Annotated in this window: 28 protein-coding genes and 1 pseudogene; 17 read left to right on the top strand and 12 right to left on the bottom strand. The window is 68.8% G+C overall.

What is annotated here, in order from left to right:
* Nucleotides 1–479: 479 nt before the first annotated feature.
* Nucleotides 480–1,625 carry a pentapeptide repeat-containing protein gene (locus ACIA8R_RS43715; RefSeq protein WP_397043534.1) on the bottom strand — a complete coding sequence of 382 codons (1,146 nt, stop codon included), beginning with the start codon at nucleotides 1,623–1,625 and terminating at the stop codon, nucleotides 480–482.
* Between the two features lie 101 nt (nucleotides 1,626–1,726).
* Here ACIA8R_RS43715 and ACIA8R_RS43710 point away from each other — a divergent pair, with 101 nt between their 5' ends.
* Nucleotides 1,727–1,900 carry a hypothetical protein gene (locus tag ACIA8R_RS43710; RefSeq protein ID WP_397043532.1) on the top strand — a complete coding sequence of 58 codons (174 nt, stop codon included), beginning with the start codon at nucleotides 1,727–1,729 and terminating at the stop codon, nucleotides 1,898–1,900.
* 843 nt (nucleotides 1,901–2,743) lie between these two features.
* Nucleotides 2,744–3,664 carry a hypothetical protein gene (locus ACIA8R_RS43705; RefSeq protein WP_397043530.1) on the top strand — a complete coding sequence of 307 codons (921 nt, stop codon included), beginning with the start codon at nucleotides 2,744–2,746 and terminating at the stop codon, nucleotides 3,662–3,664.
* A 112-nt stretch (nucleotides 3,665–3,776) separates the two neighbouring features.
* Here the strand turns inward: ACIA8R_RS43705 and ACIA8R_RS43700 are convergent, their stop codons facing one another.
* On the bottom strand, nucleotides 3,777–3,968 hold the full coding sequence (locus ACIA8R_RS43700) for a hypothetical protein (protein WP_357699845.1): 192 nt from the start codon (nucleotides 3,966–3,968) through the stop codon (nucleotides 3,777–3,779).
* Between the two features lie 184 nt (nucleotides 3,969–4,152).
* Between ACIA8R_RS43700 and ACIA8R_RS43695 the strand changes: the two are divergent.
* Nucleotides 4,153–4,983 (top strand): annotated as a pseudogene (locus ACIA8R_RS43695) (recombinase family protein); the annotation flags it as partial.
* Nucleotides 4,984–5,020: 37 nt separating this feature from the next.
* Nucleotides 5,021–5,179, top strand: coding sequence for a hypothetical protein (locus tag ACIA8R_RS43690; protein WP_397043647.1), 159 nt, complete (start codon nucleotides 5,021–5,023; stop codon nucleotides 5,177–5,179).
* Between the two features lie 105 nt (nucleotides 5,180–5,284).
* On the opposite strand, the gene ACIA8R_RS43685 is transcribed toward ACIA8R_RS43690, so the two are convergent.
* On the bottom strand, nucleotides 5,285–5,626 hold the full coding sequence (locus tag ACIA8R_RS43685) for a hypothetical protein (RefSeq protein WP_397043646.1): 342 nt from the start codon (nucleotides 5,624–5,626) through the stop codon (nucleotides 5,285–5,287).
* Nucleotides 5,627–5,774: 148 nt separating this feature from the next.
* On the opposite strand from ACIA8R_RS43685, the gene ACIA8R_RS43680 reads away from it, so the two are divergent.
* From ACIA8R_RS43680 to ACIA8R_RS43665, 4 genes are all read left to right on the top strand, one after another.
* Entirely contained in the window at nucleotides 5,775–6,086 is a 312-nt protein-coding gene (locus tag ACIA8R_RS43680; RefSeq protein ID WP_364088521.1) for a helix-turn-helix domain-containing protein, read from the top strand.
* 72 nt (nucleotides 6,087–6,158) lie between these two features.
* Nucleotides 6,159–6,425 (top strand): hypothetical protein, encoded by a 267-nt coding sequence (locus ACIA8R_RS43675; protein WP_397043528.1) that lies wholly within the window; start codon nucleotides 6,159–6,161, stop codon nucleotides 6,423–6,425.
* Between the two features lie 368 nt (nucleotides 6,426–6,793).
* A complete protein-coding gene (locus ACIA8R_RS43670) occupies nucleotides 6,794–7,087 on the top strand; it encodes a hypothetical protein (protein ID WP_364088525.1) in 294 nt (97 codons plus the stop codon).
* Nucleotides 7,084–8,049, top strand: coding sequence for a tyrosine-type recombinase/integrase (locus ACIA8R_RS43665; RefSeq protein ID WP_364088527.1), 966 nt, complete (start codon nucleotides 7,084–7,086; stop codon nucleotides 8,047–8,049). Before ACIA8R_RS43670 ends, ACIA8R_RS43665 begins: the two co-directional genes overlap by 4 nt.
* 79 nt (nucleotides 8,050–8,128) lie before the next feature.
* On the opposite strand, the gene ACIA8R_RS43660 is transcribed toward ACIA8R_RS43665, so the two are convergent.
* On the bottom strand, nucleotides 8,129–8,878 hold the full coding sequence (locus tag ACIA8R_RS43660) for a DUF6082 family protein (RefSeq protein WP_397043526.1): 750 nt from the start codon (nucleotides 8,876–8,878) through the stop codon (nucleotides 8,129–8,131).
* A 183-nt stretch (nucleotides 8,879–9,061) separates the two neighbouring features.
* Here ACIA8R_RS43660 and ACIA8R_RS43655 point away from each other — a divergent pair, with 183 nt between their 5' ends.
* A complete protein-coding gene (locus ACIA8R_RS43655) occupies nucleotides 9,062–9,931 on the top strand; it encodes a hypothetical protein (RefSeq protein WP_364088531.1) in 870 nt (289 codons plus the stop codon).
* A gap of 196 nt (nucleotides 9,932–10,127) precedes the next feature.
* On the opposite strand, the gene ACIA8R_RS43650 is transcribed toward ACIA8R_RS43655, so the two are convergent.
* Entirely contained in the window at nucleotides 10,128–10,856 is a 729-nt protein-coding gene (locus ACIA8R_RS43650; RefSeq protein WP_397043524.1) for a CAP domain-containing protein, read from the bottom strand.
* Nucleotides 10,857–11,236: 380 nt separating this feature from the next.
* Here ACIA8R_RS43650 and ACIA8R_RS43645 point away from each other — a divergent pair, with 380 nt between their 5' ends.
* The 8 genes from ACIA8R_RS43645 to ACIA8R_RS43610 all read left to right on the top strand — a co-directional run bounded on the left by ACIA8R_RS43645 (nucleotide 11,237) and on the right by ACIA8R_RS43610 (nucleotide 16,354).
* Nucleotides 11,237–11,497, top strand: a complete 261-nt coding sequence (locus ACIA8R_RS43645; RefSeq protein WP_397043522.1) for a recombinase family protein — start codon at nucleotides 11,237–11,239, stop codon at nucleotides 11,495–11,497.
* Nucleotides 11,498–11,514: 17 nt separating this feature from the next.
* Complete coding sequence (locus ACIA8R_RS43640) at nucleotides 11,515–11,937, top strand: recombinase family protein (protein ID WP_397043520.1); 423 nt, start codon at nucleotides 11,515–11,517, stop codon at nucleotides 11,935–11,937.
* 74 nt (nucleotides 11,938–12,011) lie between these two features.
* On the top strand, nucleotides 12,012–12,347 hold the full coding sequence (locus ACIA8R_RS43635) for an ArsR/SmtB family transcription factor (RefSeq protein ID WP_397043518.1): 336 nt from the start codon (nucleotides 12,012–12,014) through the stop codon (nucleotides 12,345–12,347).
* Nucleotides 12,348–12,359: 12 nt separating this feature from the next.
* The gene (locus ACIA8R_RS43630) at nucleotides 12,360–13,589 is read left to right on the top strand and encodes a GNAT family N-acetyltransferase (RefSeq protein WP_397043517.1); all 1,230 of its coding nucleotides are present in this window, start codon (nucleotides 12,360–12,362) and stop codon (nucleotides 13,587–13,589) included.
* Nucleotides 13,590–13,717: 128 nt separating this feature from the next.
* Nucleotides 13,718–14,371, top strand: coding sequence for an arsenate reductase ArsC (locus ACIA8R_RS43625; protein ID WP_397043515.1), 654 nt, complete (start codon nucleotides 13,718–13,720; stop codon nucleotides 14,369–14,371).
* A gap of 92 nt (nucleotides 14,372–14,463) precedes the next feature.
* Nucleotides 14,464–14,805 (top strand): metalloregulator ArsR/SmtB family transcription factor, encoded by a 342-nt coding sequence (locus ACIA8R_RS43620; protein ID WP_357997322.1) that lies wholly within the window; start codon nucleotides 14,464–14,466, stop codon nucleotides 14,803–14,805.
* 12 nt (nucleotides 14,806–14,817) lie between these two features.
* A complete protein-coding gene (arsB, locus tag ACIA8R_RS43615; RefSeq protein ID WP_397043513.1) occupies nucleotides 14,818–15,933 on the top strand; it encodes an ACR3 family arsenite efflux transporter in 1,116 nt (371 codons plus the stop codon).
* Nucleotides 15,926–16,354: an arsenate reductase ArsC gene (locus ACIA8R_RS43610; RefSeq protein ID WP_397043511.1), complete on the top strand. Its 429-nt coding sequence runs from the start codon at nucleotides 15,926–15,928 to the stop codon at nucleotides 16,352–16,354. The genes arsB and ACIA8R_RS43610 overlap by 8 nt, the downstream gene beginning before the upstream one ends.
* A gap of 410 nt (nucleotides 16,355–16,764) precedes the next feature.
* Here the strand turns inward: ACIA8R_RS43610 and ACIA8R_RS43605 are convergent, their stop codons facing one another.
* The 7 genes from ACIA8R_RS43605 to ACIA8R_RS43575 form a co-directional block, all read right to left on the bottom strand.
* Complete coding sequence (locus tag ACIA8R_RS43605) at nucleotides 16,765–18,000, bottom strand: M28 family metallopeptidase (RefSeq protein ID WP_397043509.1); 1,236 nt, start codon at nucleotides 17,998–18,000, stop codon at nucleotides 16,765–16,767.
* 8 nt (nucleotides 18,001–18,008) lie between these two features.
* Nucleotides 18,009–18,272 carry a hypothetical protein gene (locus tag ACIA8R_RS43600; protein ID WP_397043507.1) on the bottom strand — a complete coding sequence of 88 codons (264 nt, stop codon included), beginning with the start codon at nucleotides 18,270–18,272 and terminating at the stop codon, nucleotides 18,009–18,011.
* A 36-nt stretch (nucleotides 18,273–18,308) separates the two neighbouring features.
* The gene (locus tag ACIA8R_RS43595) at nucleotides 18,309–19,055 is read right to left on the bottom strand and encodes an NAD(P)-binding domain-containing protein (RefSeq protein WP_397043506.1); all 747 of its coding nucleotides are present in this window, start codon (nucleotides 19,053–19,055) and stop codon (nucleotides 18,309–18,311) included.
* Nucleotides 19,052–19,825: a ribosome small subunit-dependent GTPase A gene (gene rsgA / locus ACIA8R_RS43590; RefSeq protein WP_397043504.1), complete on the bottom strand. Its 774-nt coding sequence runs from the start codon at nucleotides 19,823–19,825 to the stop codon at nucleotides 19,052–19,054. The genes ACIA8R_RS43595 and rsgA overlap by 4 nt, the downstream gene beginning before the upstream one ends.
* A 373-nt stretch (nucleotides 19,826–20,198) precedes the next feature.
* Nucleotides 20,199–20,771, bottom strand: coding sequence for a hypothetical protein (locus tag ACIA8R_RS43585; protein WP_397043502.1), 573 nt, complete (start codon nucleotides 20,769–20,771; stop codon nucleotides 20,199–20,201).
* Nucleotides 20,772–21,196: 425 nt separating this feature from the next.
* A complete protein-coding gene (locus ACIA8R_RS43580; RefSeq protein ID WP_397043500.1) occupies nucleotides 21,197–21,409 on the bottom strand; it encodes a hypothetical protein in 213 nt (70 codons plus the stop codon).
* Nucleotides 21,410–21,624: 215 nt separating this feature from the next.
* Nucleotides 21,625–23,709 carry a prolyl oligopeptidase family serine peptidase gene (locus tag ACIA8R_RS43575; protein ID WP_397043498.1) on the bottom strand — a complete coding sequence of 695 codons (2,085 nt, stop codon included), beginning with the start codon at nucleotides 23,707–23,709 and terminating at the stop codon, nucleotides 21,625–21,627.
* Nucleotides 23,710–23,718 lie beyond the last annotated feature (9 nt).

Raw genomic sequence — 23,718 nt, 5'->3', positions numbered from 1 at the left:
GCTTGCTGCGCCTACCCCGCGCCCGGAGGCCGTCTTCATCGCTCCCGAAACAGAGCAACCACAGGACCCAGCCGCGCTCGGCGGAGACAACCAGTGGCGATCTCCATCATCGCACCTTCCGGGGCTCCGCGCTGCCAGTGGTGCCCCGGTGCACTTGTTCTGCCGCGGGTTCGTGCCGCCTGGCCGCTGCAGTGGGAGTAGGCTCAGCGCCATCTCCCACGTCATGGCGACCTGGCCAGCGATGCGCACGGAGGCCAGAACCTCTCCGGTCAGGAGACCCGCTACGTTCTCGTGACCATGTCCGTTCTGGGTCACCGGGATGACAGTGCAATCAAGTTGTCCAGCACCCATCGCCGCATGCCCTGCGATCAGAGAACCGCGCGCGGCCATGAAGGTGCCAACGACAACGAGCTATCTGCCGACCGCCGCGACAGCGCCTGACCACGCCGTGACCCGCTCGGTTGCCCTGGCGGCTCACATCAGGATGGACGGATCGTATCAGGGTGACTCTTGTCGGCTCGATCAGGTTCCTGTACCGCGGCTGACAATGCAGATGGACGAAGCAGCAAACCGGGAACGTTCTTCGTCGGCAGGCCGGTCGGAGGATGCGACCAATCTGCTACCTCATCGAGGTGAACGGTGCCGCCAGCGAATTTTGCTCCGTCGAATTGAACCGTCCCGCCGGAGAACTCCGCTCCTCGGAACTGGACGGTGCTGCCGGAGAATTCTGCACCGCTGAAGCCGACGCGGCCCTCAGAAAATTCAGCCTTGTCGAACTCGACCCGGCCGCCGGAGAACTCCGCCCGACCGAACTGGACGGTGCTGCCGGAAAATTTGGTCCGGGTGAAGGAGACATGGCCGGAGAACTCCGCTTGGTAGATCAAAATCTCGCCGCCAGAGAACTCGGCCCCACCAAACAGAACCGAGCCGCCAGAGAATTTCGCTCCGTCGAAGCGGACCCTCCCCCCCAGGAACTTCGCCCCACTGAACCGGACGACACCAGAAGGGAAAACGGTGCTGGTGAAGTTGATGTTGTGGTCGATGGTCACACCGGTGAAGTCGAGGTCGGCGCCATGCCAGGGGATGGGAGCGTCGGCCTTGAGGTGAGCAGCGATCAGACGCCAGATGGTCAAGCGGACCTCACGCATGGCGCGCCAGGCGAGATGCGTTGCAGGGTCGGGACTCGCCTCTGGTTCAGGGGCTGAGGGCATGCGTAGATAGGCGCACAGCACGTCGATGCACATCTGCCGCCCCCCTTCCCAATCGTCAGCCAGAGCGGCCAAGGCGTGTATACAAGCCAGGCGGACCGCTGGCGAGTCGTCACCGAGGCGGCCGCTGGCAGTGGCGAAGCGCTCGTTGAAAAGTTTGGCCTGCTCGCGACTCTCCCCGGCTTCCGTGATGCGTTGCTTTCGGTAGGCAACGACGAGGGCGACCACTCCGCCGATGCCGGCCACGACGGCTAGGGAGATCTTGACGATCTCCAGGATCTCCGTCGTGGTCGGCCGTAGGTTCGCCAGGTTAACCGTGGCGAGTTGGGCGAGTGCCAGGGCGACCAGGCCAACCGCTGCTGCGCCCGCCAGTACGACCGTCAGAGTGATGGCCACGCTGATAGGCAGCAGCTGCATGGGGCGCCCAATTCGCGGCTCCCGCCAGCGGGTCGATCGAAGAGCCTCGGGAGCGCGGCGAAGGCTCGGTAATGGCATGTCATCAGCATGCCTCGCCAACGGTGACCGTCGAGGGGACGTTACGCGGCTGTGAACAGATTGAGCTGTTGAGCTGGCTAACCCTGCTGCTCGACATAGGTCACGACCGCTGGAGTGGTGAACGCCTGGCAGTTGGTCTTGAAGTGGTGGCTGGCAGGCACCTGTCGCTCGACGAGACGGTGGGACGGCGTTGCTGATCGCGGCAGTGCTCATGTCGTGGGTCGCATGCTCGGGGTGAGCGCGCTGCGGTGGACCCGTCGTGCTGCGTGTACGGGCCTGTGCGCGTCGCAGACGCGTGCAGGAGGGCGAGGTGGGCCTGTGGGCCGGTGACGCGCTCACGCGCTGCTGGGGACGATTGTGTGGGCTGTGTGAGTTGCGGGTGGTATGTGTGGTTTTGGAGCGCTAGTGTGCGTCGTTGACGGACCGTCCGGCCCGTCGAATGCTCGGATGCTGTCGGGAGGGCGTGTTGGTGCGCGAGGTCGCGAGCAGTACGCGATACGTCCGCGCGCCGAAGAGGCCCGTCCCGGCCTGTTGCCGTCCTCATGCCTGGCCGCCCATCCGGCGGGGGGAGCGCGCCCGGAAATGAGAAAAGCCGCGCAGCGCGCGGCCTTCCCGAGGTCGAGACCCGCGACCAGATCGCTCAGCTCCAGGCGGTCAACCTCATCGAGCTGAGCAGCCGAGTCGCCGTTCCGGCCTCCACAACATCACATCGCGTCTGACGGTGCTCTCACGCGGCGGCCCGAGCCGTTGCGGGGGCCTTTCGCGCGCCAAAACAGTGACGCTTGGAGCCGACCATAGCACGCCGCCAAGCGGCTATCTCGGCATGCCCGGAAACAGAATCCGCGGTGTGCGAGACGGTCGCGCCTTCACCACCACCCCCCGCTGCTGCGACTGGCGGGGGAGTGGCCCCCCTGGTCCCAGCCGGGCACATCGTCGCGCCTGCACACCCTCTCTGGCATGACGCTGCCCACTACTTGGTCCAGGCGGCGAACCGGCGCGCTGATTGGACACGCAACGCTCTGCGGTTCGCCTGGCAGGTCATGCGCCGTTCCACGTGGGCGATGCTGACCGCGCCGAAGAAGGGTGCCACCTGGCAGCACCTGGCCGCCGAGCTCGGCCTGTCGCAGCGGACGATCGGCGCGCTGTACGCGTGGTTCATCGACGCCGGCCTGCTGGCCCGCGCCGTGCCCGGTACGACCGTCCGCTACCGGAAAGGAACGCGGGGCGGCTTGGACGACGACGGCCGCGGCAACGAAGCCGCGCAGTACCTCCTCATCGTCCCGGAGGCGATCCTCGAGGCCGAGGACGGCGAGGAGACACCGCCTCCGAGCGCGACCGTGGAGAGCCAGGCAGACCTTCCCTGGCCGTGCGCAACCGTGCTGACCCGCCCGCACCCGGAGACGGTGCCCGACGCTTCCGCAGCTCACGACCCTGTGGAAAGATCTTTCACCCCCAACCCCCCACTCTCTTCTGTAGGCGAGGAGACTCCCCGTAACGCGCGCGCGAGACGACCGGCCGCGCCAGCGACACCGGCCAGTTCGTGGCCCGCGACCGTCACGCCGGTCACCAGAAGAGACCGGCTCACAGCATGTGAGCGGCTGATCGCGGAGATTCCCCTGTTCCGGAAGCTGTCGGCCCGTCACCTTCGTAGCGTGCTGCGGGGCGCGTTCGACCTCGGCGCGACCATCAGCGACATCCGGCACGCCCTCGACCACCGGCCGGACGGCAGCGCATGGATTCACACCCATGCCCCGCGCTCAGTGCCGGGATGGGTGCAGCACCGCCTGTCGGCGTGGATCTCCCGGGACGGGCAGCTCGTCGCCCGGTGGCCGGTTCAGCGGCGGAGTGTCGAGCATGCCGCACTGCTCGCCGAGCAGCATGCCCGCCGTGAGGCGTGCGAGCGAGCGGACCAGAACCGGAGTGGTGGCCCCCTTGGCTACATCCAGAGGTGGTCACGGTGATGGTCGGCAGGCGCGATCGGGAGTCGCGAGCGTTGGTCAGGCCGAGGTGGCAGAAGAGATCACATAAGTTGATCTACTTTGTAAAGGGCAGGGGCCATTGTGGGCCAACGCCTCAAGCCGCAGAAGCCTCAACGATGGCGAGGGCCCTCTGCTTGCGGATCAGGGTGGCGAGCTCCTCGATCGACAGTCCGCCCGGTGTGAAGGCAGCGTGCGCGGCCTCTTCGGGGGAGAGGGCGTCACGGCGAGCCCGCGCCTGGGCGAGCGTGCGGCCGGCGGCGGCGAGTGCTTGAGCGCGCGTCGTCACCCTGTGATTATCTCACACAATCGACACATTCATACACAGGACGTTTGGGCGGAGCGGAACAGCACGCCGCCGAATCACATCGCTATTACGGTTGCCACAAGGATGCGCGTGCCTACCCTCTATGTTGCTATAACTCGGAAGCGCGATCGAGGACCGCGCCCGACTCATTCCGGCCATCGGCTACGTGAGAGTGTCGATGATGCTGGAGGAAAAGATCTCGCCAGCCATCCGGCGTGACGCCATTGAGGCATCAGCCGCCCGGCGGGGCTACTACATCCCGCCGGGCGCATGGCCGGACGGCGGCTGGATTGAAGACCTGGACGTGTCCGGCAGGAGCTTCCAACGGACAATCATGGAGGCCGTCTCCCACGTCGAATCGGGGTTGGCCAAGGCGATCCTCGTCTGGAAGTACTCGCGTTTCGGCCGGAATCGGACCGGCAATCAGCTCAACCTCGCCAGGGTGGAAACCGCCGGTGGCGAGCTGGTGTCGGCGACCGAAGAGGTGGACGCCAGCACTGCGGTTGGGAAACTGACCCGCGTTCGAGACGACCGATCTGGTGAGCAGTGGGCTGAGGCGTACCACAACCGCCTCGCCCGCGGCCTGCCGCCGTTCGGCGCTCAGTACTTCGGGTACGTGCGCCGAGGCCGGCAGCCTCATCCGCTGGATCCGAAGCGCACGCTGCGAAACCCCGCCGATGGCGAAGAACGCTACGTACCCGACATCGGCTCCGGAGCGGCAGAGGCATTAGCTGGCTGCTACGAGACATATATGGCGGAGCAGAATTTCGCCTACCTGGCCCGCAGGCTCAACCGGGATGGGTACACCACCGAGGGTGGTCTGCCGTGGAGCGCCGAGACTCTTCGCCAGGTCATGGATCAGGGGTTCTCTGCCGGTCTGCTCCGCATCCATGATCCCGAGTGCAGATGTCGCAGAGCGGCCCGCTGCCAGCAGAAGGTGTTCCGGCCCGGGGCGCACCAACCGCTCATCGAGGCTGAGCTGTGGGATCGGTACGTCAAGTTGAGACGCGAAAGTCACGCGCCCCTCGCGCTCGGTGCACGAGTTCACCGGCTTCATCCGCATGTGCGAGAACCACGAGACGCCGCCATCGGAGATGGCCGGAGTTGTCGGCACGCTGTCTCGTTTCGCTGTCCGCCGCGAGGGGATCGCGCAGCAGCGCGCCATCCAACGCGTGAAGCGCTACGCCGACTAGCTGTGCCAACCGGAAGCCGCGCGGTCCTTGGCCGCGCGGCTTTCGCGTGTCGGCGAGCCCCCCCACCCCCCACCCCCCGCCTGGAGTTGGTGTCGGGTTTTTGGTTCATGCTGGTGGTGTGTGGGTGGATCTTGTGGGTGCGGCTGCGCGGTGTGGGGTGTCGGTGGGATCGGTTCGGCGGTGGGTGGGGGAGGGGTGGTTTGGGCCGGACGCGGCTGGGCGGGTGACGACCCGGTTGGATGCGTCGGGCCGGCGGGTGGTGCATGTTGATCGGTTGTTGCAGGTGGAGCGTGCGGTGCGGGCGCGGCCGGTGGGGAAGAGGGCGCGGTAGGTGCCGATCGTCAGGTGGGTGATGACGAGGGTGAGTGCGATGAGGCCGCCGATGGCGATGATGAGCAGCATGAGCTGGTCGATGGCTTCGCGGGTGGCCTGAACGGCGGAGGGCATGCTGGTCCCTTCCAGGTTCTGGAAGGGACGGCGTTGGCCCTTGGTATTTGGTGCTGCGCCATCCAGTCTGCCACGTTTCGGGGGACAGGTGGGGGTGGTTGCGTTTGTCTCGTGTCTTGGAAGACGCTGCAGGGGAGGGGGTGTTGTGGTGGCGGATGTGCGTGGAGAGCTGTCGGTGCAGCAGGCGGCGGACATGTTGAACGTGTCGCCGGCGTTCGTGGTGACGCTGTTGGAGGAGGGCGTGATCCCTGCGCGGGTGGATGACGGTGAATGGCGGGTGGCGCGGGCGGATGTCGAGGAGTTCCGGCGCCGGGATGATGTGGAGCGGCGTGCTGCTGCAGACGAGCTGGGGCGGCTGGGCCAGGAGTTGGGGTCTTCACCAGCAGCAGCGAGGCTTGCGCGCCCCGCAACGAACCTACGGCGGGTTCGCCCCGTGGAGAGCGATCTAACCCTGTACTAGGCACGCCTGTGTGATGATGCGGATACCAGCTCAGTGCAAGGCCGCCGACTTGGTGGCTGGAGGAGGTGGACCGTGGAAGTTCTGGCGGTACTGCTGTTGATCGGTCTGGTCATCTGGGCGATGGACGGCTCAGGCAGTGGCTCAGGCAGTGGCTCCGGCGGTAGCTCGGTCGGCAGCACCCGCAGCGCCAACAGGTACGCGAGGCGGGTTCAACGGAAGCGCGCGCGGGAGATCGACAACCTTGTGAGGAAGTCCCGCCAGGCCGAGGGGGGCGCCGGATACAGCGGGGGCCGGGGCGGCGAAGGCTTCGGTGGCGATGGGGGCGACGGCGGCGACTGACCGCTCTGCAGCAGCTCAGCAGGTTACCGGTCGGAGCTTTGACCGGTAAACGATCTGTCGCTGACCTGCGATTCTCTGTAAGGTTGGGTGAGGCGCTGGGTGTCAGTTTGAGGACCTATCGAGGCGCCGTGGCGAATGTAATGCAGCGGCTCGGTGCTAGGACTCGGTTTCAGACGGCCCTGCTTGCTAAGGAGCGGGGCTTGCTGTGATCAAACACCGTCCGGCCTGCGCACGTATCGAAGCCGGGATCTTGCGGATGGTGCTGTGTGGTCGGGGTGTGTCTTCATGATTCCTCTCGACCCCTCATAATCCACGTTATGGGGGTATAGCATGATCGCTGTTGCATACCCGCGAGAGAGCAACTGATCATGAGCGACCCTCACGGTCTACCCCCACAGGCAGATGCGTTTCTTCGGCCTCCCACTCTTGAAACACCTGCATCTCGCGACGACCTCCATGAGGTTGCCGTCCTGGTAAAACACCAGGACGGCACGCGGGAATGGACCATCGTCTGCGCCTTGCCCATGCGCCAGCCTGCCGAACTCTTGGCCAAGTCACATCTCATGCGCGTCGACGTTCAGGTCGAGGCTGTGCAGATCCGGCACAGGGGAGTGATCGTTGCCGATTACCGCCCCGAAGACTTCTTCGGAGACGCGCCGTGACGGCCGAGCTGGCCCCGCGGCACAGCGGCGAGGTGGCGTTCCCGCCCAAGCTGCTCGGGTACGTCCAGGACCTGTCGAAGGCGTGGCTCCTCAGCTACAACTCCGCGAACACCCGCGCCGCCTACAGGCGCGACATCGAGATGTGGTTCGACTTCCTCACCGAACACGACCTCGACATCGCCGAGGTGCGACGCCCGCACGGCGACGTCTACAAGCGGTGGCTCGACCTGCAAGCCCACAAGCCCCTGCCAGCGAAGACGCTCGCGCGGCGGCTCGCCACCGTGTCGTCCTGGTACCGCTACCTGGTCGAGGAGGAGGCGGCCGACTTCAACCCGTTCGACAGGGTGAAGCGCCCGAAGGTCAACCGGCAGCACTCCGAGACGGTCGGTCTCACCCGCGCCGAAGCCCGCGACGTGCTCCATGCGGCCGACCACGACCACGGCCGGGAACGCCTGCGCACCGCGGCGCTGATCCGGCTGCTCCTGCAGACCGGCATCCGGGAGACCGAGGCCCTGGCCGCCCAGATCGACGACCTCGGGTACGAGCGCGGTCACCGCACTTTGCGCATCGTCGGCAAGGGCGACAAGCCGAAGACGCGCAAGGTCCCGCCGGCGGCGGCGCACGCGATCGACGTGTACCTGGCTGACCGCGCGGGGCGGGCCGGGGTGGCGGTGGCGGAGCTGACCGGCCCGCTGTTCGCGTCCGCCACGGGGCGACGGCTCGACCGCAAGGACGTGTACGAGCTGGTCCGGCGCGTCGGTCGTCAGGCCGGGATCGAGGGGCTGCACCCGCACAAGCTGCGGCACACGTTCGCGACGCTCGCCGAGGAGGCGGGCGTCAGCGTGAAGAAGATCCAGGAGGCGCTGGATCACGCTCAGTCCTCGACCACGGACATCTACCTGACGTCCGCTCGGCGGCTGGAGGACGATCCATCCGACCTCGTCGCTGCATCGATCGAATAGGCCACGAGGTCGCCCACGACTGTGATCAGTAGTCGTCCTTCCGACATGCTGATCCAGCGTTGTTCCAGCAGGTGGTCTGCTACACGGCGTAGCCGTGTGCCCAGGCGGGCCTAACGGGCCATCGGAGCCGTCCTATCGCAACGCCGACGATGAGGGCAGCTCCTGCTACCGCAGCGGCACGCCAGTGCCTCTTGCCCGGTGCGGCTTGTGGAAGGGGTATGGGTACTGCTGGTACCCGAGTAGCGTTCGCCAGCTCTTCGTCCAGTATCCGGGAGAAAGCGCGGGTGCGGACGTTTCGCCGGTCGGCTCTGTACCCGTCGCTGTTCTCCACCCAGTGCCTCCGACCTGCCTCACCTGCGAAGAGACCTGAAGCAAGCCGATGGATTTCCGAGTCATCCATCAGCCCGAAGTTGTGCATCGAGCGCCACTGCTCAAGCCAGAGGTTGACGAGGATGCGAAGCCGAAGGGGGAGGTCGTCTTCTGGGCCGTGCCACGGGACTCCCTCAAACTGCACGAGCTTCGGGTCATCGATGACAAGCTTCGCAAGTTCCAGTTGCGTGAGACGCCAGGTCTGCTCGCTGGCGATGCGGACGCTTCGGGCTTGGACGAGCGTCGAGATCATGACGCCTACCAGCGACAATGCAGTGAGTAGCGCAGCGACGGCCCCGTACGCCTGCCCGATGTTGCTGAGAAGCGCCCAGTCTAGTCCCGGGATGGATTCTGCAAGGAGCTGTGCGGCCAGAGGTGACAGAAGCAGCAGTGTTCCTCCGAGGAGTGCCCCTGCCAGGACAGAAAGAGTGAGCGTCGTTCGCCGAGTCTTACGGGTCATGGCTGTGTCCCCTTCGCTGAACCTAGTCTCCTGATGTTCTCTCTCGGGTGGTATGCCTGTTGCGACCTCAGCGGAGCGGGCGTCAGAGGAGGACGGGCGGCACGACGGGGCCCGGATTGGCGTAACTTGTCCCGGACGTCAGTGGCCGGGACAAGCCCTGCCCGCGCGTGCATGGAGGCGCCAGTGAGCCGTCTGTACTGGCACACCCCGACCCGGACCGCCGAACTGCTGGGGGCGGAGTACGCGTGGCTGCACAACCTGGCCGGACAGCCTGCCGAAGCGGCGTGGGCATTGGACCGGGCCGGCTCGCTGGACCGGGTACAGCTGATCCTCGGCTGGGCGAGAGCGGCCGACGGTGACGGCACGACCGACCTGCGCAAGCTGCTGACCGAGGCGAAGACTCACCCGCACGACGCCGCCCTGCGGCACCGCCTGGTGCAGACGCTACAGGTCCGGATGCGCCTGTCCGGGCTGGACCTGGATGTGGCCGGGGTCCGGTTGAACACCGGCAACGTGGACCTGAACACGGCGCTGGCCGTCGGCAGTGACCCGATGCGGCTCGCGGCGAAGATCGCCGCGTGGGGTTCGCAGCACGCCTTCATCGAGGGCCCGGACCGGGCATGGGCGGCCGACATCGTCGACCAGGGCTTGGCGGCCGGGCCGTTCCGGAAGCAGCTCACCTCCCAGGCCGTGCCGCACGGGCCGAAGCGGACGGTCGAGCTGGGCTGGGGGGACGTGCTGGCCCTGCTGCGGGAGCGCGATGACGAGCCGGTGGTGTTGTCGTACTCGGCGGGCGAGTCGTTCCCGAACGCGACGATCGCGGGCTGGGAACCTCCGCTCGACGAGGACGACGAGCCGGTGTGGGACGGCTGGTACGAACTGCCGGCGGCAGAGAAGTGGACGCGCGCGATGGCGGGCCTGCGGGAACGCCGGTGGTGGGCGCGGCTCGCGCCGGACACCCTGGCCGAGGTGACGTTCAGTCTGCCGGTGACGGTGTACGACCTGCTCGCCGACGACCGGGAGGACCGGGTACATCGCGCCGCCACGGCGTGAGGCGACGCCCGCATGCGAGTGGCCCCGCACCCTGAGATGCGGGGCCGCCTCGATCGAATCACGAGAACGGGGTGCGGCAGGACCCGGATGACCGGGTGCGGCATACTGCCACACCGTGATGCGGTCCCGGCTGTTGAGCGACACCTGATCTGGTCATTCGATCATGGCGTGACCTCGTACTGGCCCATCTGCTGTGCTAGCCGCAGGTCCCGAAATCCTGCACATAGGTGATGGCGGGGTAGAAGTCGGCGGGGGCACTCGGGTCCGCGCTTCCGACCGCCGTGCCGATGGCCATCTGCTTGAACTCCGGGCGTAGCATGTTCTCCAGGTGGGGCGGACTGTGCTTCCAGGCTTCGAAGGCCGCCCTAGGTGTTACTTTTTCGGCTCCCCACCCCGTATAGGTGTTCTCACCGACCGACCATGTCGGACAGGAGCTCCCGTATTTGTTGTTCTTTGCCCGCTGTACGGGGTCGGTTTGCGACACAGGGTCGTAGTGGGAGTCGCAGCGGCTGGGGTCCAGCGGATAGGGCTTGCAGCCGGGAACCTGTTCCACCGTTCCCCACCACCGCTGTTGTGCCGCAGCTCTGGCATGGTCGGCCGCAGCCCCGTTAATTCCCCTGACTTTCGCGGACAGGAGAAGCACACGGTTCACCGGCGGCCTTTGGTACTGCGCCCGGAGTTCGTTCACCAGGCAGAACAGCGACAGTTCGATGTCTGTGAACTGCCTGCGGTACCAAACGTTGCCTGCGTTCGTGTCGGGATACGCCGACCTCGGCTTGAAGACGAGGTAGGCATTGTCGCATGCCCTGCCGAACTTAGTTGCCGCGGTTTCGGCTGTGACCTGTGGTGGAGTAGCCGCGGCCAGGGCCAAAAGCAGCGCGCCTGATGCGGCAAAGACGGGTGACACGTGCGTCGTGTGACGCATGTGCGCTCCCCTCTCGTTGGTTCCTGCAGCTGCTATTGCCTCAGCGGGAGCACGCAAAACGGGGCATTTCGGGCAAGACGGGTAAAGGCTGTTCGCGAACCTTCGCGTCAAGGGCGACCAGCCCGGCACCTGGCACTGGCTGCCCTGCGCCTGACACCTCTCACCCCTCGGAGACCTGATCATGTGGTGGCACTCGACCGACTACCTCAAGCGGGACGGCCGCCAGCGCGGCATGCTTGTTCACCGCGGGTTCTGGGCGCACCAGGTGCCGCGCCTCATGCTCTGGTGCCGACTCCGTGGCCACAAGCCTGTGGTCGACGAGTACGGGCCGACCCCGCCCAGCACCGACGCGGTCCACTGGGTGGCCTGCGACCGGTGCGGTGTCCGCCCCGCCCCGCAAAGGCAACCTCCCCGTACGGCACATGGTGCCGGCGGCTTCGGCCAGGCCGACCCGGGTCGGCTACGCCCGGTGCAGCACGGCGCAGCAGGAGCTGGACGGCCAGCTTGACGCCCTGAAGGAGGCGGGCTGCGAACCGATCTTCGCCGAGAAGATCAGCACGCGCATCAAAGTGCGGCCGGAGTTCGCCAACGCGATGGACTATGCCCGCACCATCAAACGAGCGGTCCCGCCCAGCGCGTGATCGTCACGGTGCACGAGATGAAGCGCCTGGGCCGGGGCGCCGCCGAGTTGCTCGCCATCGCCGAGGACCTACGGCGCCACGACATCGAGCTGGAGCTGCTGCTCGGCCCGCTGCAGGGGATCTACAACCCCTCAGGGCACGGGGCGGCGTTGTTCGCCTTCTTCGCCGGGATGGCCGAGTCCGAGCGGGAGTACATCCGGGAGAAGTCCCTCGAAGGCCAGGCCTCCGCTCGCGAGCGCGGCCGGCACGGCGGCCGTCCCAAGGTGTTCGACGACGGCATGATCGCTTATGCGCGGTCGCTGCGTGCCCGCGGTGTGGCGGTGCCTGACATCGCCCGCAAGCTGGTCATCCCCACCGGGAAGAATAAGGGCCAGCATCCTTCGGTGGCCAGTGTCTACCGGATCTTGGCCGATGATGGCGGAGTTCCGGCCGGAACCTGATCGCCGCCATCTCCGATGATGGTCGCCCTGCGGGCTTCCCCCGGCTCCTGTATATCGACTATCGTCGATTGACGATGAATGAGGAGCGGGAGCCTCTGCCCCGCGCGGAGGCCGAAGAGTACGCGAGCTGGTTCAAGGCCCTGGCCGACGCCACTCGCATCCAGATCGTGTCGCTGCTGGCCCGGCGGCGCGCGCCGATGAGCGTGGGCGAGATCGTGGCCGCGTCCGGGGTGGGGCAGTCCACGGTGTCGCACCACCTGAAGATCCTGGCCGAGGTGCGGTTCGTGCTGGTGGAGCGGCAGGGCACCTCCAGCCTGTACCGGATCAACGAGAACTGCGTGAGCTGTTTCCCGACCGCCGCGGACGTGGTCATGGGCAAGCCCGTGCCGGCCGCGCCCACCTGCGAGTGAAGGAGCTTCGCCATGGCGCACGACGAGATCATCGACCGCTACTCGGCCCTGGCCCGTGCCGCGGACGCCGGGCGGACGATCGCCGACTGCCGGCAGGAGGCGTTCGAGCAGGGCGGCTTCGGTCCGGCGGGCTACGGCGACCTGACCGTGCTGCCCGAGGGGGCGGTGCGGGCCAGCCTGGGATGTGGCAACCCGGTCGCCGTCGCCGAGCTGCGTGCCGGTGAGACGGTGCTCGATCTCGGGTCCGGTGGCGGCATCGACGTGCTGCTGTCGGCCCGCCGGGTCGGCCCGCACGGCACCGTCTTCGGTCTGGACGCCAGCTCTGCCATGGTGGACCTGGCCCAGCGCAACGCCGGACAGGCGGGCGCGTCCAACGTGCGCTTCCTGCACGGCACGATCGAAGCGATCCCGCTGCCCGGCCACACGGTCGACGTGGTCATCTCCAACTGTGTGATCAACCTGTCCGATGACAAGGCGGCGGTGCTGGCCGAGGCGTTCCGGGTGCTGCGACCGGGTGGCCGGTTCGGCGTCAGTGACGTCGTCACCGCACGGGTGCTGGACGAGCAGGCGCGTCAGCGGGCCGAGCAGCGCATCGGCTGCGCGGCCGGGTCGCTCACCGTGCAGGAGTACCGGGACCTGCTGATCGAGGCCGGCTTCGTCCAGATCGCCATCACGCTGACCGCCGATCACGGCGACGGGGTGCACTCGGCCATCGTCCGGGCCGTCAAGCCTGCCATCGGGCCTGGCCTGGAGATCCGGCCGATGCGCGACAGCGACGCCGAACAGGTGCTGGCCATCTATCAGGCCGGGCTGGACACCGGCCAGGCCAGCTTCGAGACCACCGCGCCCAGCTGGGAGGGGTTCACCGCGAGCCGGCTGTCGCACCTGCGGTACGTGGCGGTGGATACCGACTCTGGCGAGGTGCTCGGCTGGGTGGCCGCCTCGGCGGTCTCGTCCCGTCCGGTGTATGCGGGTGTGGTCGAGCACAGCATCTACGTCCATCCCGGATGCCAGGCCCACGGCATCGGCCGGGCGCTGCTGGCGGCGTTCATCGCCGCCGCCGAGGACGCCGGCGTCTGGACGATCCAGTCCGGCGTCTTCGCCGAGAACGCCGCCAGCCTGAGCCTGCACCAGGCGCTCGGCTTCCGCGTCGTGGGCACCCGCGAGCGCGTCGGCCGCCACCACGGAGTGTGGCGTGACGTGCTGATGATCGAACGCCGCAGCACTCTGGTCGGCGCCTGAGAGCCCGCAAGGGCTCGCAAGGACTCGCTGTCGGCCCGGCGTTCACCCTCACGACATCGACGGCTGCCAATATCGACGTACATCGAAATCGACAGCCGTCGATATGAGCGACGCCGCCGGAGCCCTTCATGGACAGCACCTACCGACACGCCGATCTGACCACCGATCAGCAGCACGCCCTGCTCACCGCAGCCCGCACCCTCGCCGAGGAGTTCACCGGCACCTTCGGCACCGAGACCATCGAGCGGTTCCTGCACAGCAGCTACGACCAGTTCGCCGGCCGCGCCGTCATCGCCAACTACCTGCCACTGCTGGCCGAGCGGTTCGCCCGCCAGCAGCTGCGCGCGCTGGCCCGCGTCGAGGGCAAGGACGACGCCGGCGTGCCGATCGTGCTGTTCCTGTGCGTGCACAACGCCGGCCGCTCGCAGATGGCGCTCGGCTTCTTCACCCACCTGGCCGGGCAGCGCGCGCTCGGCTGGTCCGGCGGCACCGAGCCCGGCGAGCTGATCAATGCGGCCGTCGTGGAGGTGATGCACGAGCGCGGCATCGACATCACCGGCGAGTTCCCCAAGCCGTGGACGAGCGAGATCGTCCAGGCCGCCGACGTGGTGGTCACCATGGGCTGCGGCGACGCCTGCCCGGTCTACCCGAGCAAGCGCTACCTGAACTGGGACCTGGACGACCCCGACGGCAAGGCGGTCGAGCAGATCCGCCCCATCCGCGACGACATCGAGCGCCGGGTCCGCACCCTGCTGGCCGACCTGGAGATCCCCGCCCTCTGATGCCTGCCGCCCTCGCGTGCGGAGCACACATCGGCAGATGTCAATATAGACAGGTACCTATTTCGATGAATGTCTATACGGAAGGGCAGTGGATGGAACTGCTGGAGATCCTGGAGTGCAGCCCGCCGCTGGCCCGCGAGCCGCTGGACGCCGAGCAGGCGGCCGGGGTGGCGCGGGTGTTCAAGGCGCTGGGCGATCCGGTGCGTCTGCGCATCCTGTCGATCGTGGCCAGTCGCGCCGGCGGTGAGGTGTGCGTGTGCGACATCACCGGCGCGTTCGAGCTGTCCCAGCCGACCATCAGCCACCACCTGAAGGTGCTCAAGGAGGTCGGGCTGCTGACCTCGGAGCGGCGTGCCTCCTGGGTGTACTACCGGCTGGTGCCCGAGACGCTGGGTGAGCTGTCGGCCCTGCTCGACGTGCCCGCCACCGTCTGAGGAGCAAGCCTGATGTCCTCTTCCCCCACTCCGGCGTCATCGGCGCCAGCGGCCGCCGCGCCCGCGCAGGGTGTCATCGCCGGCCTGTCCACGCTCGACCGGTTCCTGCCTGTGTGGATCATCGCGGCCATGGCCGCCGGGCTGCTGCTCGGACGGCTCGTGCCGGGGCTGAACACCGCGCTGGAAGCGGTGAAGGTCGGCGAGATCTCGCTGCCGATCGCCCTCGGGCTGCTGCTGATGATGTACCCGGTGCTGGCCAAGGTCCGCTACGACCGCCTGGGCACCGTCACCGGCGACCGCCGCCTGCTGCTGACCTCCCTGGTCCTGAACTGGCTGCTCGGCCCGGCCGTCATGTTCGCGCTGGCCTGGACCTTCCTGCCCGACCTGCCCGAGTACCGCACTGGCCTGATCATCGTCGGGCTCGCCCGGTGCATCGCCATGGTCCTCATCTGGAACGACCTGGCCTGCGGCGACCGCGAGGCCGCCGCCGTCCTGGTGGCACTCAACTCGGTCTTCCAGGTGGTCGCCTTCGGCGCACTGGGCTGGTTCTACCTGCAGGTGCTGCCCAGCTGGCTCGGCCTCGCTCAGTCCGCGCTGGAGGTCTCGGCCTTCGACATCGCCCAGTACGTGCTCATCTTCCTCGGCATCCCACTGGTCGCCGGCTACGCCTCCCGCAAGCTCGGCGAACGCGCCCGCGGCCGGGACTGGTACGAGACCCGTTTCCTGCCCAAGGTCGGCCCGCTGGCCCTGTACGGGCTGCTGTTCACCATCGTCATCCTGTTCGCCCTGCAAGGCGGCACGATCACCTCCCGTCCCGGCGACGTGGCCCGGATCGCGCTGCCGCTGCTGGCCTACTTCGCGCTCATGTGGGGTGGGTCGTTCCTGGCCGGCAAGCTGATCGGCCTGGGCTACGAGCGCTCGACCACGCTGGCCTTCACCGCCGCCGGGAACAACTTCGAGCTGGCCATCGCCGTGGCGGTCGGCGTCTTCGGCGTCACCTCCGGCCAGGCCCTGGCCGGAGTGGTCGGCCCGCTCATCGAGGTTCCCGTCCTGGTCGCCCTGGTCTACGTCAGCCTGGCCGGCCGCCGCCTGTTCCGCCCCACCGCCGAGGAGCCCGCCCGTGCCTGAGCACGCCCCCGAGACCATCACCGGTAAGCCGTCAGTCCTGTTCGTCTGCGTGCACAACGCCGGACGCTCCCAGATGGCCGCAGGATGGCTCACCCACCTGGCAGGCGACCGCGTCGAGGTCCGCTCGGCCGGTTCCGCGCCCGCCGACCAGGTCGCCCCGGTCGCTGTGGAGGCCATGGCCGAGGTCGGCATCGACATCACCACCGCCCGGCCCAAGGTCCTGTCCGTCGACGCAGTCCAAGCCTCCGACGTGGTCATCACGATGGGCTGCGGGGACGCCTGCCCGATCTTCCCCGGCAAGCGGTATGAGGACTGGCAGCTCGACGACCCGGCTGGGCAGGGCATCGACGCCGTCCGAGCCATCCGGGACGACATCCGCCTACGAGTGGAGAAGCTGCTCAGCGAGTTGCTGCCAAGCTGAGCAGCCGAGATGAACGACGGTGGTGGCCGCTCTCGCCGAGAGAGGGTGGCCACTGCCCGCTTCAGGCCGGTACGGACGGCAATCGGCTGGCTACTGTGTCGGGATGCAGATCCGTAGCCAGGTCCTCAGACTGATGGCCATCCCGCGCGCTGACACCCGCTTCCACGACGCCTACCTGCCCCAGGCCATCCGGGCAGCCACCGGCTGCCAGCCACCGCAACGAGGCCGGCCACCCGCGCGGGCAAGCCGTCGATGAGGACACGGCCTACACCCACCTGCAACTGGCCGCCCGCTATCTGGGCAAGATGACCGCCCTGGCTGAGCACTTCACCCAGCAAGCCGCCGCCCGATCATCGGCCGGCGGCACCTGAGCACCACAACCTCCGCCTGGGTAGGCCATCGTGAGCTGATCAGACCGAGGCCTGGACGGCCAGCAGTCCGACCGAGGCGACCAGCAGTCGCGCGGCCGCCACGAGGGTGTCTGCCTCGACGCGGTCGGGGGTTTCGGCGGGGGTCTGGTAGCCAGGCATGCCCATGCCGATGCCGATCGCGGCCAGCCCGGCGGCGGCGTAGCGGCGGTTGTCAGACGCCATCGCGCCCGCTCGCAGCGGCACGCCGGCCAGGCGGGCTGCCTGATCGAGAGTGGCCAGCAGGGCGTGGGCGGGACCGCCGGCCTCGACGGAGGCGGCCTGATGCAGCTGCGCGGCGCCGTCGAGGTTGATCACCAGCGTGTCGGGCGGCAGGGCGGGCGCGTGGTGGGCCGAGCCCCATGCCCCGCTCTCCTCGGCGTCCAGGAAGGCCACCGACAGCTCGGCCTGGATGGCCGGGTCTGCTGTCAGGACGCGGGCGGCCTCCAGGACGGCGGCCACGCCGGAGGCGTTGTCGGCGGCTGCCGGCATGCGCTGGCCGGGGTCATCGCCGACGCCGTCGTAGTGCGCGGTCAGCAGTACCCGCGGCCCGGTCCCCGCGCCCCTGGCGTGGGAGAAGGCAGGGAAGCGGGCGTGGACGTTGTGGCCGTCCGCGGAGATCTGCCGGAGCGGCATCGACCCGGTCACCTGCACCGGGCCGGCGGCCGGCATGTCGGCCAGGCGGGCGTGCCGGTCGATGCGCAGGGCGATGATCGGGACGCCGCGGGTGGCCGGTCCGGCGATCATCTTGGGCATCCACCCCTCGGCGTCGGTGCCGCGCGCGGTCAGTACTCCGGCCGCGCCGTGGGCCTCGGCTCGTTCGCACGCCTGCGCCCAGTCTCCGGCCTCGGCCAGCACCCATCGGCCGTGCAGGTCGGCCTCGGAGGCGGCGGCCAGCGGCGCGGTGCGTGGCTCCGGCAACTCAGCCGAGGCGAGGTGCTCGACGAAGTCCCGGCGGTGCTCCAGGCGCAGCACCTGGCCGCCTGCGTTCCATTCGAGCACCGGGGTGGCATACAGCTCCCGCACGTCGGCGACGGGGAAGGAGTCGAGTGCGACCTCGGCGCCCAGCTCGCGCAGCCGCTCGGCGAGCCAGGCGGCGGCGGCGCGGCCTCCGGGCGTGCCCACGCGCCGCCCGGCGTAGTGGTCGCGGGCCAGCTCGTGCACCGTGGCCTGCATCCGCGCCGCCGACACCCGCTCCACGACGGCGGCCAGGCCGGGCGCCTGAGGGAGGTCCGGCATGGTGGAGGTCATCCGCAGCAGCCGGTGGAGGCTGCCTCTACGGCCGGGATGGCGGCCGACGCCGGCGCCTGACCGCAGCAGCCCGCCTGGGTGGCCTGCTGCGTGGCGGACGTGCTGCCGCAGCAGGCGGTGGCGGCTGCATCTGCCTGCTGGGCCGTGTCACTGGCCACGGAGGGGGAGGCAGGAGCTCCGCAGCAGCCGCCGGCGGCGGGCGGGACGAAGGCCTCTGCCAGGTCGCCGATGAAGCCGCCGCTGGTCTGGTTCGTCGTCATGGTGGTTGCCCTTCTGCCTGTGTGAGGTCGAGACCATCAACACTTAGATGTATGTCGAATCAGGAGCCACGATCTCACGCTGCTTAGATGTACGTCAAGATAGACGAAGGTCGAATCAACGGTGAATGACACCGTAGTGCGTGCGCCTAAAGCTGGGCGATGACCTCTGCGGCCAGTTGCCGGGCGGTGCGGTCGGCGCCGATGAGGGTGGCCGAGGCGGGGCCGGTCCAGTCGCCGTAGCCGAGCAGGTGCAGGCGCGGTTCGGCCAGGGCGCGGGTGCCGTCGGTGGGAATCGCGCCGCCGGGGCCGCGCAGCCGTAGCGGGGTGGCGGCGGGTGGCCAGGTCGAACAAGGCGCGGCCGTCGATCTCGTCGGGCAGCAGCCGGGGCTGGCGCAGCGTCGCCCAGGTGGTCGGGGCGACCCGGGAGAGCTCGGCGAGGATCTGCGCGGCGGAGTTGCCGCCGCCCACGACCAGCACCCGACGGTCGCGGAAGGGCCCGGGGCCGCGGTAGCCGGCGGTGTGCAACTGCTCGCCACGGAAGTCACCGATGCCGGGGTAGTGCGGCACGTAGGGACGCCACCAGGTGCCCGTGGCGCTGACCACGATCCGGGCGTGCCAGGTGCCGGCGCTGCTGTCCACGGCCAGGTTCGGGCCGGCGCGCCGCACGGCCCGCACGGCGGCCGGGCGGACGATCGGCAGCCGGTAACGCTGCTCGTAGTCGGTGAGGTAGGCGACGACGTGGGCGGCGTCCGGGTAGCCGCCGTCGGCCGGGATCGGCATCATCCGGCCGGGCAGGGAGCTGGGTGACTGGTGATGGCCTTCTTCTGGTTGTCGCGCTCTTCGCGCAGCCGTGCATCGGTACGTGAGGCCGCCCAGGCGTTCTCCCGTTGCAGTTTGCGGTAGCTGTGCAGGCGACGTTCGGGCAGTTCACCCGCCTGGATGGCGGCCTGCACCGCACATCCTGGCTCGGTGTCGTGGGAGCAATCGCCGAAGCGGCAATACGCGGCGAGTTCTTCGATCTCGGCGAAGACCTGCTCCAGGCCGTCGGCGGCGTCGTGCAGGCTGATCCCGCGCAGGCCGGGCGTGTCGATGAGGACCCCGCCGCCGGGCAGGGGGAGCAGCTCGCGGCGGACGGTGGTGTGGCGGCCCTTGCCGTCCTGCTCTCGTACCGTTCCGGTGGCCAGCAGTTCCTCGCCGAGCAGCGTGTTGCCGAGGGTGGACTTGCCCGCGCCCGAGGGGCCGAGCAGCACGGTGGTGCCGTGCATCATCGCGGCCAGTACGTCGATGTTGTGACCAGTGGCGACGCTGGTGACCAGGATGTCCACACCGGGTGCCAGCGCGCCGGCCTCGGCTTGGACACCCTCGGGATCGGCGGCCAGGTCCGCCTTGGTCAAGACGATCAACGGCTGTGCTCCGCTCTCCCAGGCCAGGGCGAGCAGCCGTTCTAGTTTGGCCGCGTCCAGGGGCGTGGCCAGGGACAGGGCGATGACGACCGTGTCGACGGCGGATGCGGCGCAGGCCGTCGCCGCCCAAGCACGAGCCAGGGTCCTCACCCCCACCTCCTGACAGGATCGCCCCGGCGCCGACCTCATGCGGCGCCGGGGCGATCCTTCGTCAGGTCGTGGATCAGGGGTTCGCCGCGGGTCTGCTCCGCGTCCAGGATCCCGAGTGCAGATGTCGCAGAGCGGCCCGCCGACGGCGGAAGGCGTTCCGGCCCGGGGCGCGTTCCGTGCCCCTCGGCGCCGTGCAAACCGCTCTGCCGACAGGGCGCCTGAGAAGATCGAGCAGGCCACCCGCCGCATCGTCTACAGGCCCAGGCAGCCCGGCACGCCGTGCACGCCCGCCACCACAGAGGTAAACGTGAATGCCGTGCCCCGGACGTTCCAGGGCACGGCAAGTGGCGTCAGCGGATCAGATCCGGTCGACTCAGGCGGGCGGCGTGATGTCGACGAAGGGGCTGCAGTTGGCAGGCCAGGGCCGCGTCGTCATGGTGCCCGGAGGCGGGAAGACGGCGCACGTGCTCTGCGCTATGCGGGAGTGTGCGTTGAGCACGGTGACGTGCACTGTCGTCCCCTCGTCGGGCGCAGCCAGAGTGATGTCGACCAGGCGGCCGAAGTTCCTGGGCAGCCGCGAGGACAGGTCGTGCCACCGTGGGGTCGACCGCGGATCCCTGATCAGTACCTTGTCCTCCCGAACGACCCCCACGAACTTGGTCGGGGGCCTCTCCTCGTCCTCCGGGTCCCCCTGGAAGGCCGAGTCGATCGCGACAGCGTTGTCGTCGTCCACCCCGAGGGGGAAGGAGCGATGGTTTGCTTTCGCGACCTTGGCATCCGCGAGGCCGTGACCGCTGACGACCGATGTCGTCTGGACGTCGGCAGAGGCCGGCGCTGGAATGGAAAGAGCCGTGAGTGCGCTGGTCGCCGTAGCGGCAACGGCGAACGCCAGCGTACGTGTGATGCTGAGTGGGTGCGAAGCGCGCCCGCTCTGGTGTTGAGCCACGTGTTTCCCCTGAAGATGCCGGATTCGAACGAAAGGGGCCAAGAGCTGGCCCTAAATGGTTGCGCGTTTGAGGTACCCCCTTCGATGTAGCGATAAAGCGCGCGAGTTTTCTGTGGAAGGTAAGGAGTATCGAAAGGCAAATAAAAAAGCAATCATTTCAGATATTCGGCGACAAATAGGGGCTGGCGCTCATATTTGGGCAAACGGTCCCAGGTGAGGCGAGCGGGCTCCGGACTTGCATGAACTGGACCCGGACGCGACCGTCCGACCCTGCCCTCTGTGCACCCGCGCCAGGTTTCGCCCAGGCGGCCCGTCCTCACCGCCTCTCAGGGCCTTCCCCTCGACGACCTGCCGTCCGGCTGCGACAGCCGGCAGGGCACCACGCCACGTCAGACGCCTGTTCACGCCGGTGCGCTCTGACTGGCTCAAGCACCTGCCCTGTCGATGCCCTCACCGGCGTCGCCCGACCGCATCTTCTGCTCCTCCTGATCCTCGTCACCGCGACCTTTGACGGCTTTGCCGTGGTAGACGACGTCGTGACGGCGCGCCGCCACCCATGCGGTGGCGGCCTGCTCAACCTTGTCGCGCGGCGCCTCGTCGTCGGCGCCCGCGCGAAGATGCGGCCCTCTCAGGGCCACCTGTCCCCGCCGGGGTGGGCGGTCAGGCCGCCGTTGCCGGTCTCAGTGACGAACCGGGACCGGTAGACGCCGTCCTTGCCGGCCTGTCGAGGATCGCCGACTCGCCCACCGGGCGGTCGGGATGGAGGTTGAGCGTCACACACAGCCCGGGATCGACCGGGCCGCGACGTGGCTGAGGGGGCGTGCGCGTGCCGTACCTGACAGGTCTGTCGTCGTCATGACCCGTCGGACGCGTGCAGGATGAAGGCCAGCACATCGGCGAGCAGGGCCTGCTCCTGGTCTCGGTCCGAGCCGGCGCCGTGCCCGCCGTGCTCCTCGACGCGCATCAGCACCGGCCGGCCGGAGGCGGTGGCCGCCTGCAGGCGGGCGGCCAGCTTCGCCGGCTGCCACGGCGGCACCCGCGCGTCGCGCAGGCCGGTGGTCAGCAGCACCGCCGGGTACGGCACGCCGTCCCGGACCCGCAGGTAGGCATCGATGATCAGGAGGGCACGCAGGCCCTCCTCAGTGGTGACGCTGCCGAACTCGGGCACGTTGATCGGCCCGCTCTCGGTGAACTCGTTGCGGGTGGCGTTCACCGTCGGCACCCGCATCGCCATGGCCGCCCACAGATCGGGGCGCCGCACCAACGCGCCGCCGGTGGGGATGCCGCCGGCGCTGATGCCCTCGCCGGCCAGCCGACCCGGACGGGTGTAGCCGAGGGCGATGAGATGCTCGGCGCAGTCGATGAAGTCCGTGATGGTGGCCTCCTTGCGCTCGCCGCGCCCGGCCTCGTGCCACTCGCGGCCGTAGGCGCCGCCACCGCGCAGGTGCGCGACGGCGTAGACGCCGCCACGCTCGTACCAGGCGAGCATCTCGGGACGGAACTCCGGCAGGTCGATGAGCCCGCCGGAGCCGTGGCCGGTGAGCACGGCCGGGTGGTCGCCGTCCAGCTTCAGGTCTTTGTGGTGGATGACGGTGAGCGGGATCGGCGTCCCGTCCCTCGCGGGCACGTGCAGAGTACGGACGTGCACGTCGCCGAAGTGCACCGGTGAGCGGGGCGCCAGCCCGGTGTCCTGGAGTGACCGGCCGTCGTAGCGGTAGAGCCGCGGCGCGTGGGTCCAGCCGGCCACCAGCAGCAGGGCTTCGGGCCGCGTCGGGTGGGTGGTCCACTCCACGATGGCGCCGTCCACCGGCATCGGGAGGTCGGCGGGTTCGCCGCCGGACAGGGGTACGTGCCGTACCCGGCTGACGCCGCCGTCGAGATCGCGCACCAGCAGCCGGTCGCCCACCACCCGCACCGACTCCACCACCCGCTCACCTGCGGGTACGACCACTCGGGCTCGGGACAGATCGGGTGCGGCAAGCGGAACGGCCAGCACGCGGGAGCGCGGTGCGTCCCGATGGGAGACCAGGTAGAGGGTGTCGTGGCTGGTGGCGAAGGCGGTTACGCCGTCGGCTGCGCCCGCGACCTTCCGCCACGGGCAGGCGGCCGGGTCGGCCAGCCCGGCGCGCGGCGCCACGTACACCGTGCAGTCGCTCAGCTGCTCGCTGGTCCAGGGCCAGGGGCTGAGCGCGCTGTGGGAGACGATCGCCAGCATCCACTCGCCGTGCGGCGGCACCACCAGGAAAGGCCGGTCCCGCGGGGTCAGCTCGACGTGGGGGTTGAGGCCGCGGGCCAACACCACCGTGTCCTGCGCCGGGTCGGCGCCCAGCCGATGCAGGAAGGAGCGGCTGTCCAAGCGGTGCTGCTCCGCGTAGCGGTGGTAGACGAACGACCGGCCGTCCTCCAGCCAGCTCAGGAAGGCGAAACGGGTCGTGGGCGGGATCGTCTCCCGGAGAACCCCCGAGTCGGCGTCGATCACGTGGATGGAGCTGTCCTCCGACCCGGAGTCGGAGACGGCGCAGGCGACGTGGCGGCCGTCGGGGGAGGGCACGTACCAGTCGATGGTGTGATGCCCGTCGCCGGGCACCGTGCCGGGGTCGAACAGGACCCTGCTCGCTCCGTCGGCCTCGGTCACCGTCAGCACCGGTACGCGGGCGTCCGGCTCGCGTACCAGGGCGAAGACCTTGTCGGCTGCCATCGCCAGGCCGAAGTGCCGCGTGAGCGCGCTGTCCAGTTCGCGGATCCGGGTCAGCAGGCCGGCGCGGTGCGGCAGGGCGTCCAGGTGCTCGCGGGCGTGCCTGGCCTGGCCGTCCAGCCAGTGGTGGAACTCCTCGCCTTCGGTTTCCATCCACCGGTAGGGGTCTTCGAGTGTGAGGCCGTGGAGGGTCTCGCGCACGACGTCCACCCGGGCGATCGCGGGTTCGGTGATGTCGCTCATAGGCGCATG

This window comes from Nonomuraea sp. NPDC051191, from assembly GCF_044455665.1.
GTDB lineage: Bacteria > Actinomycetota > Actinomycetes > Streptosporangiales > Streptosporangiaceae > Nonomuraea.
This window is presented reverse-complemented; position numbering and strand designations above follow the sequence as displayed.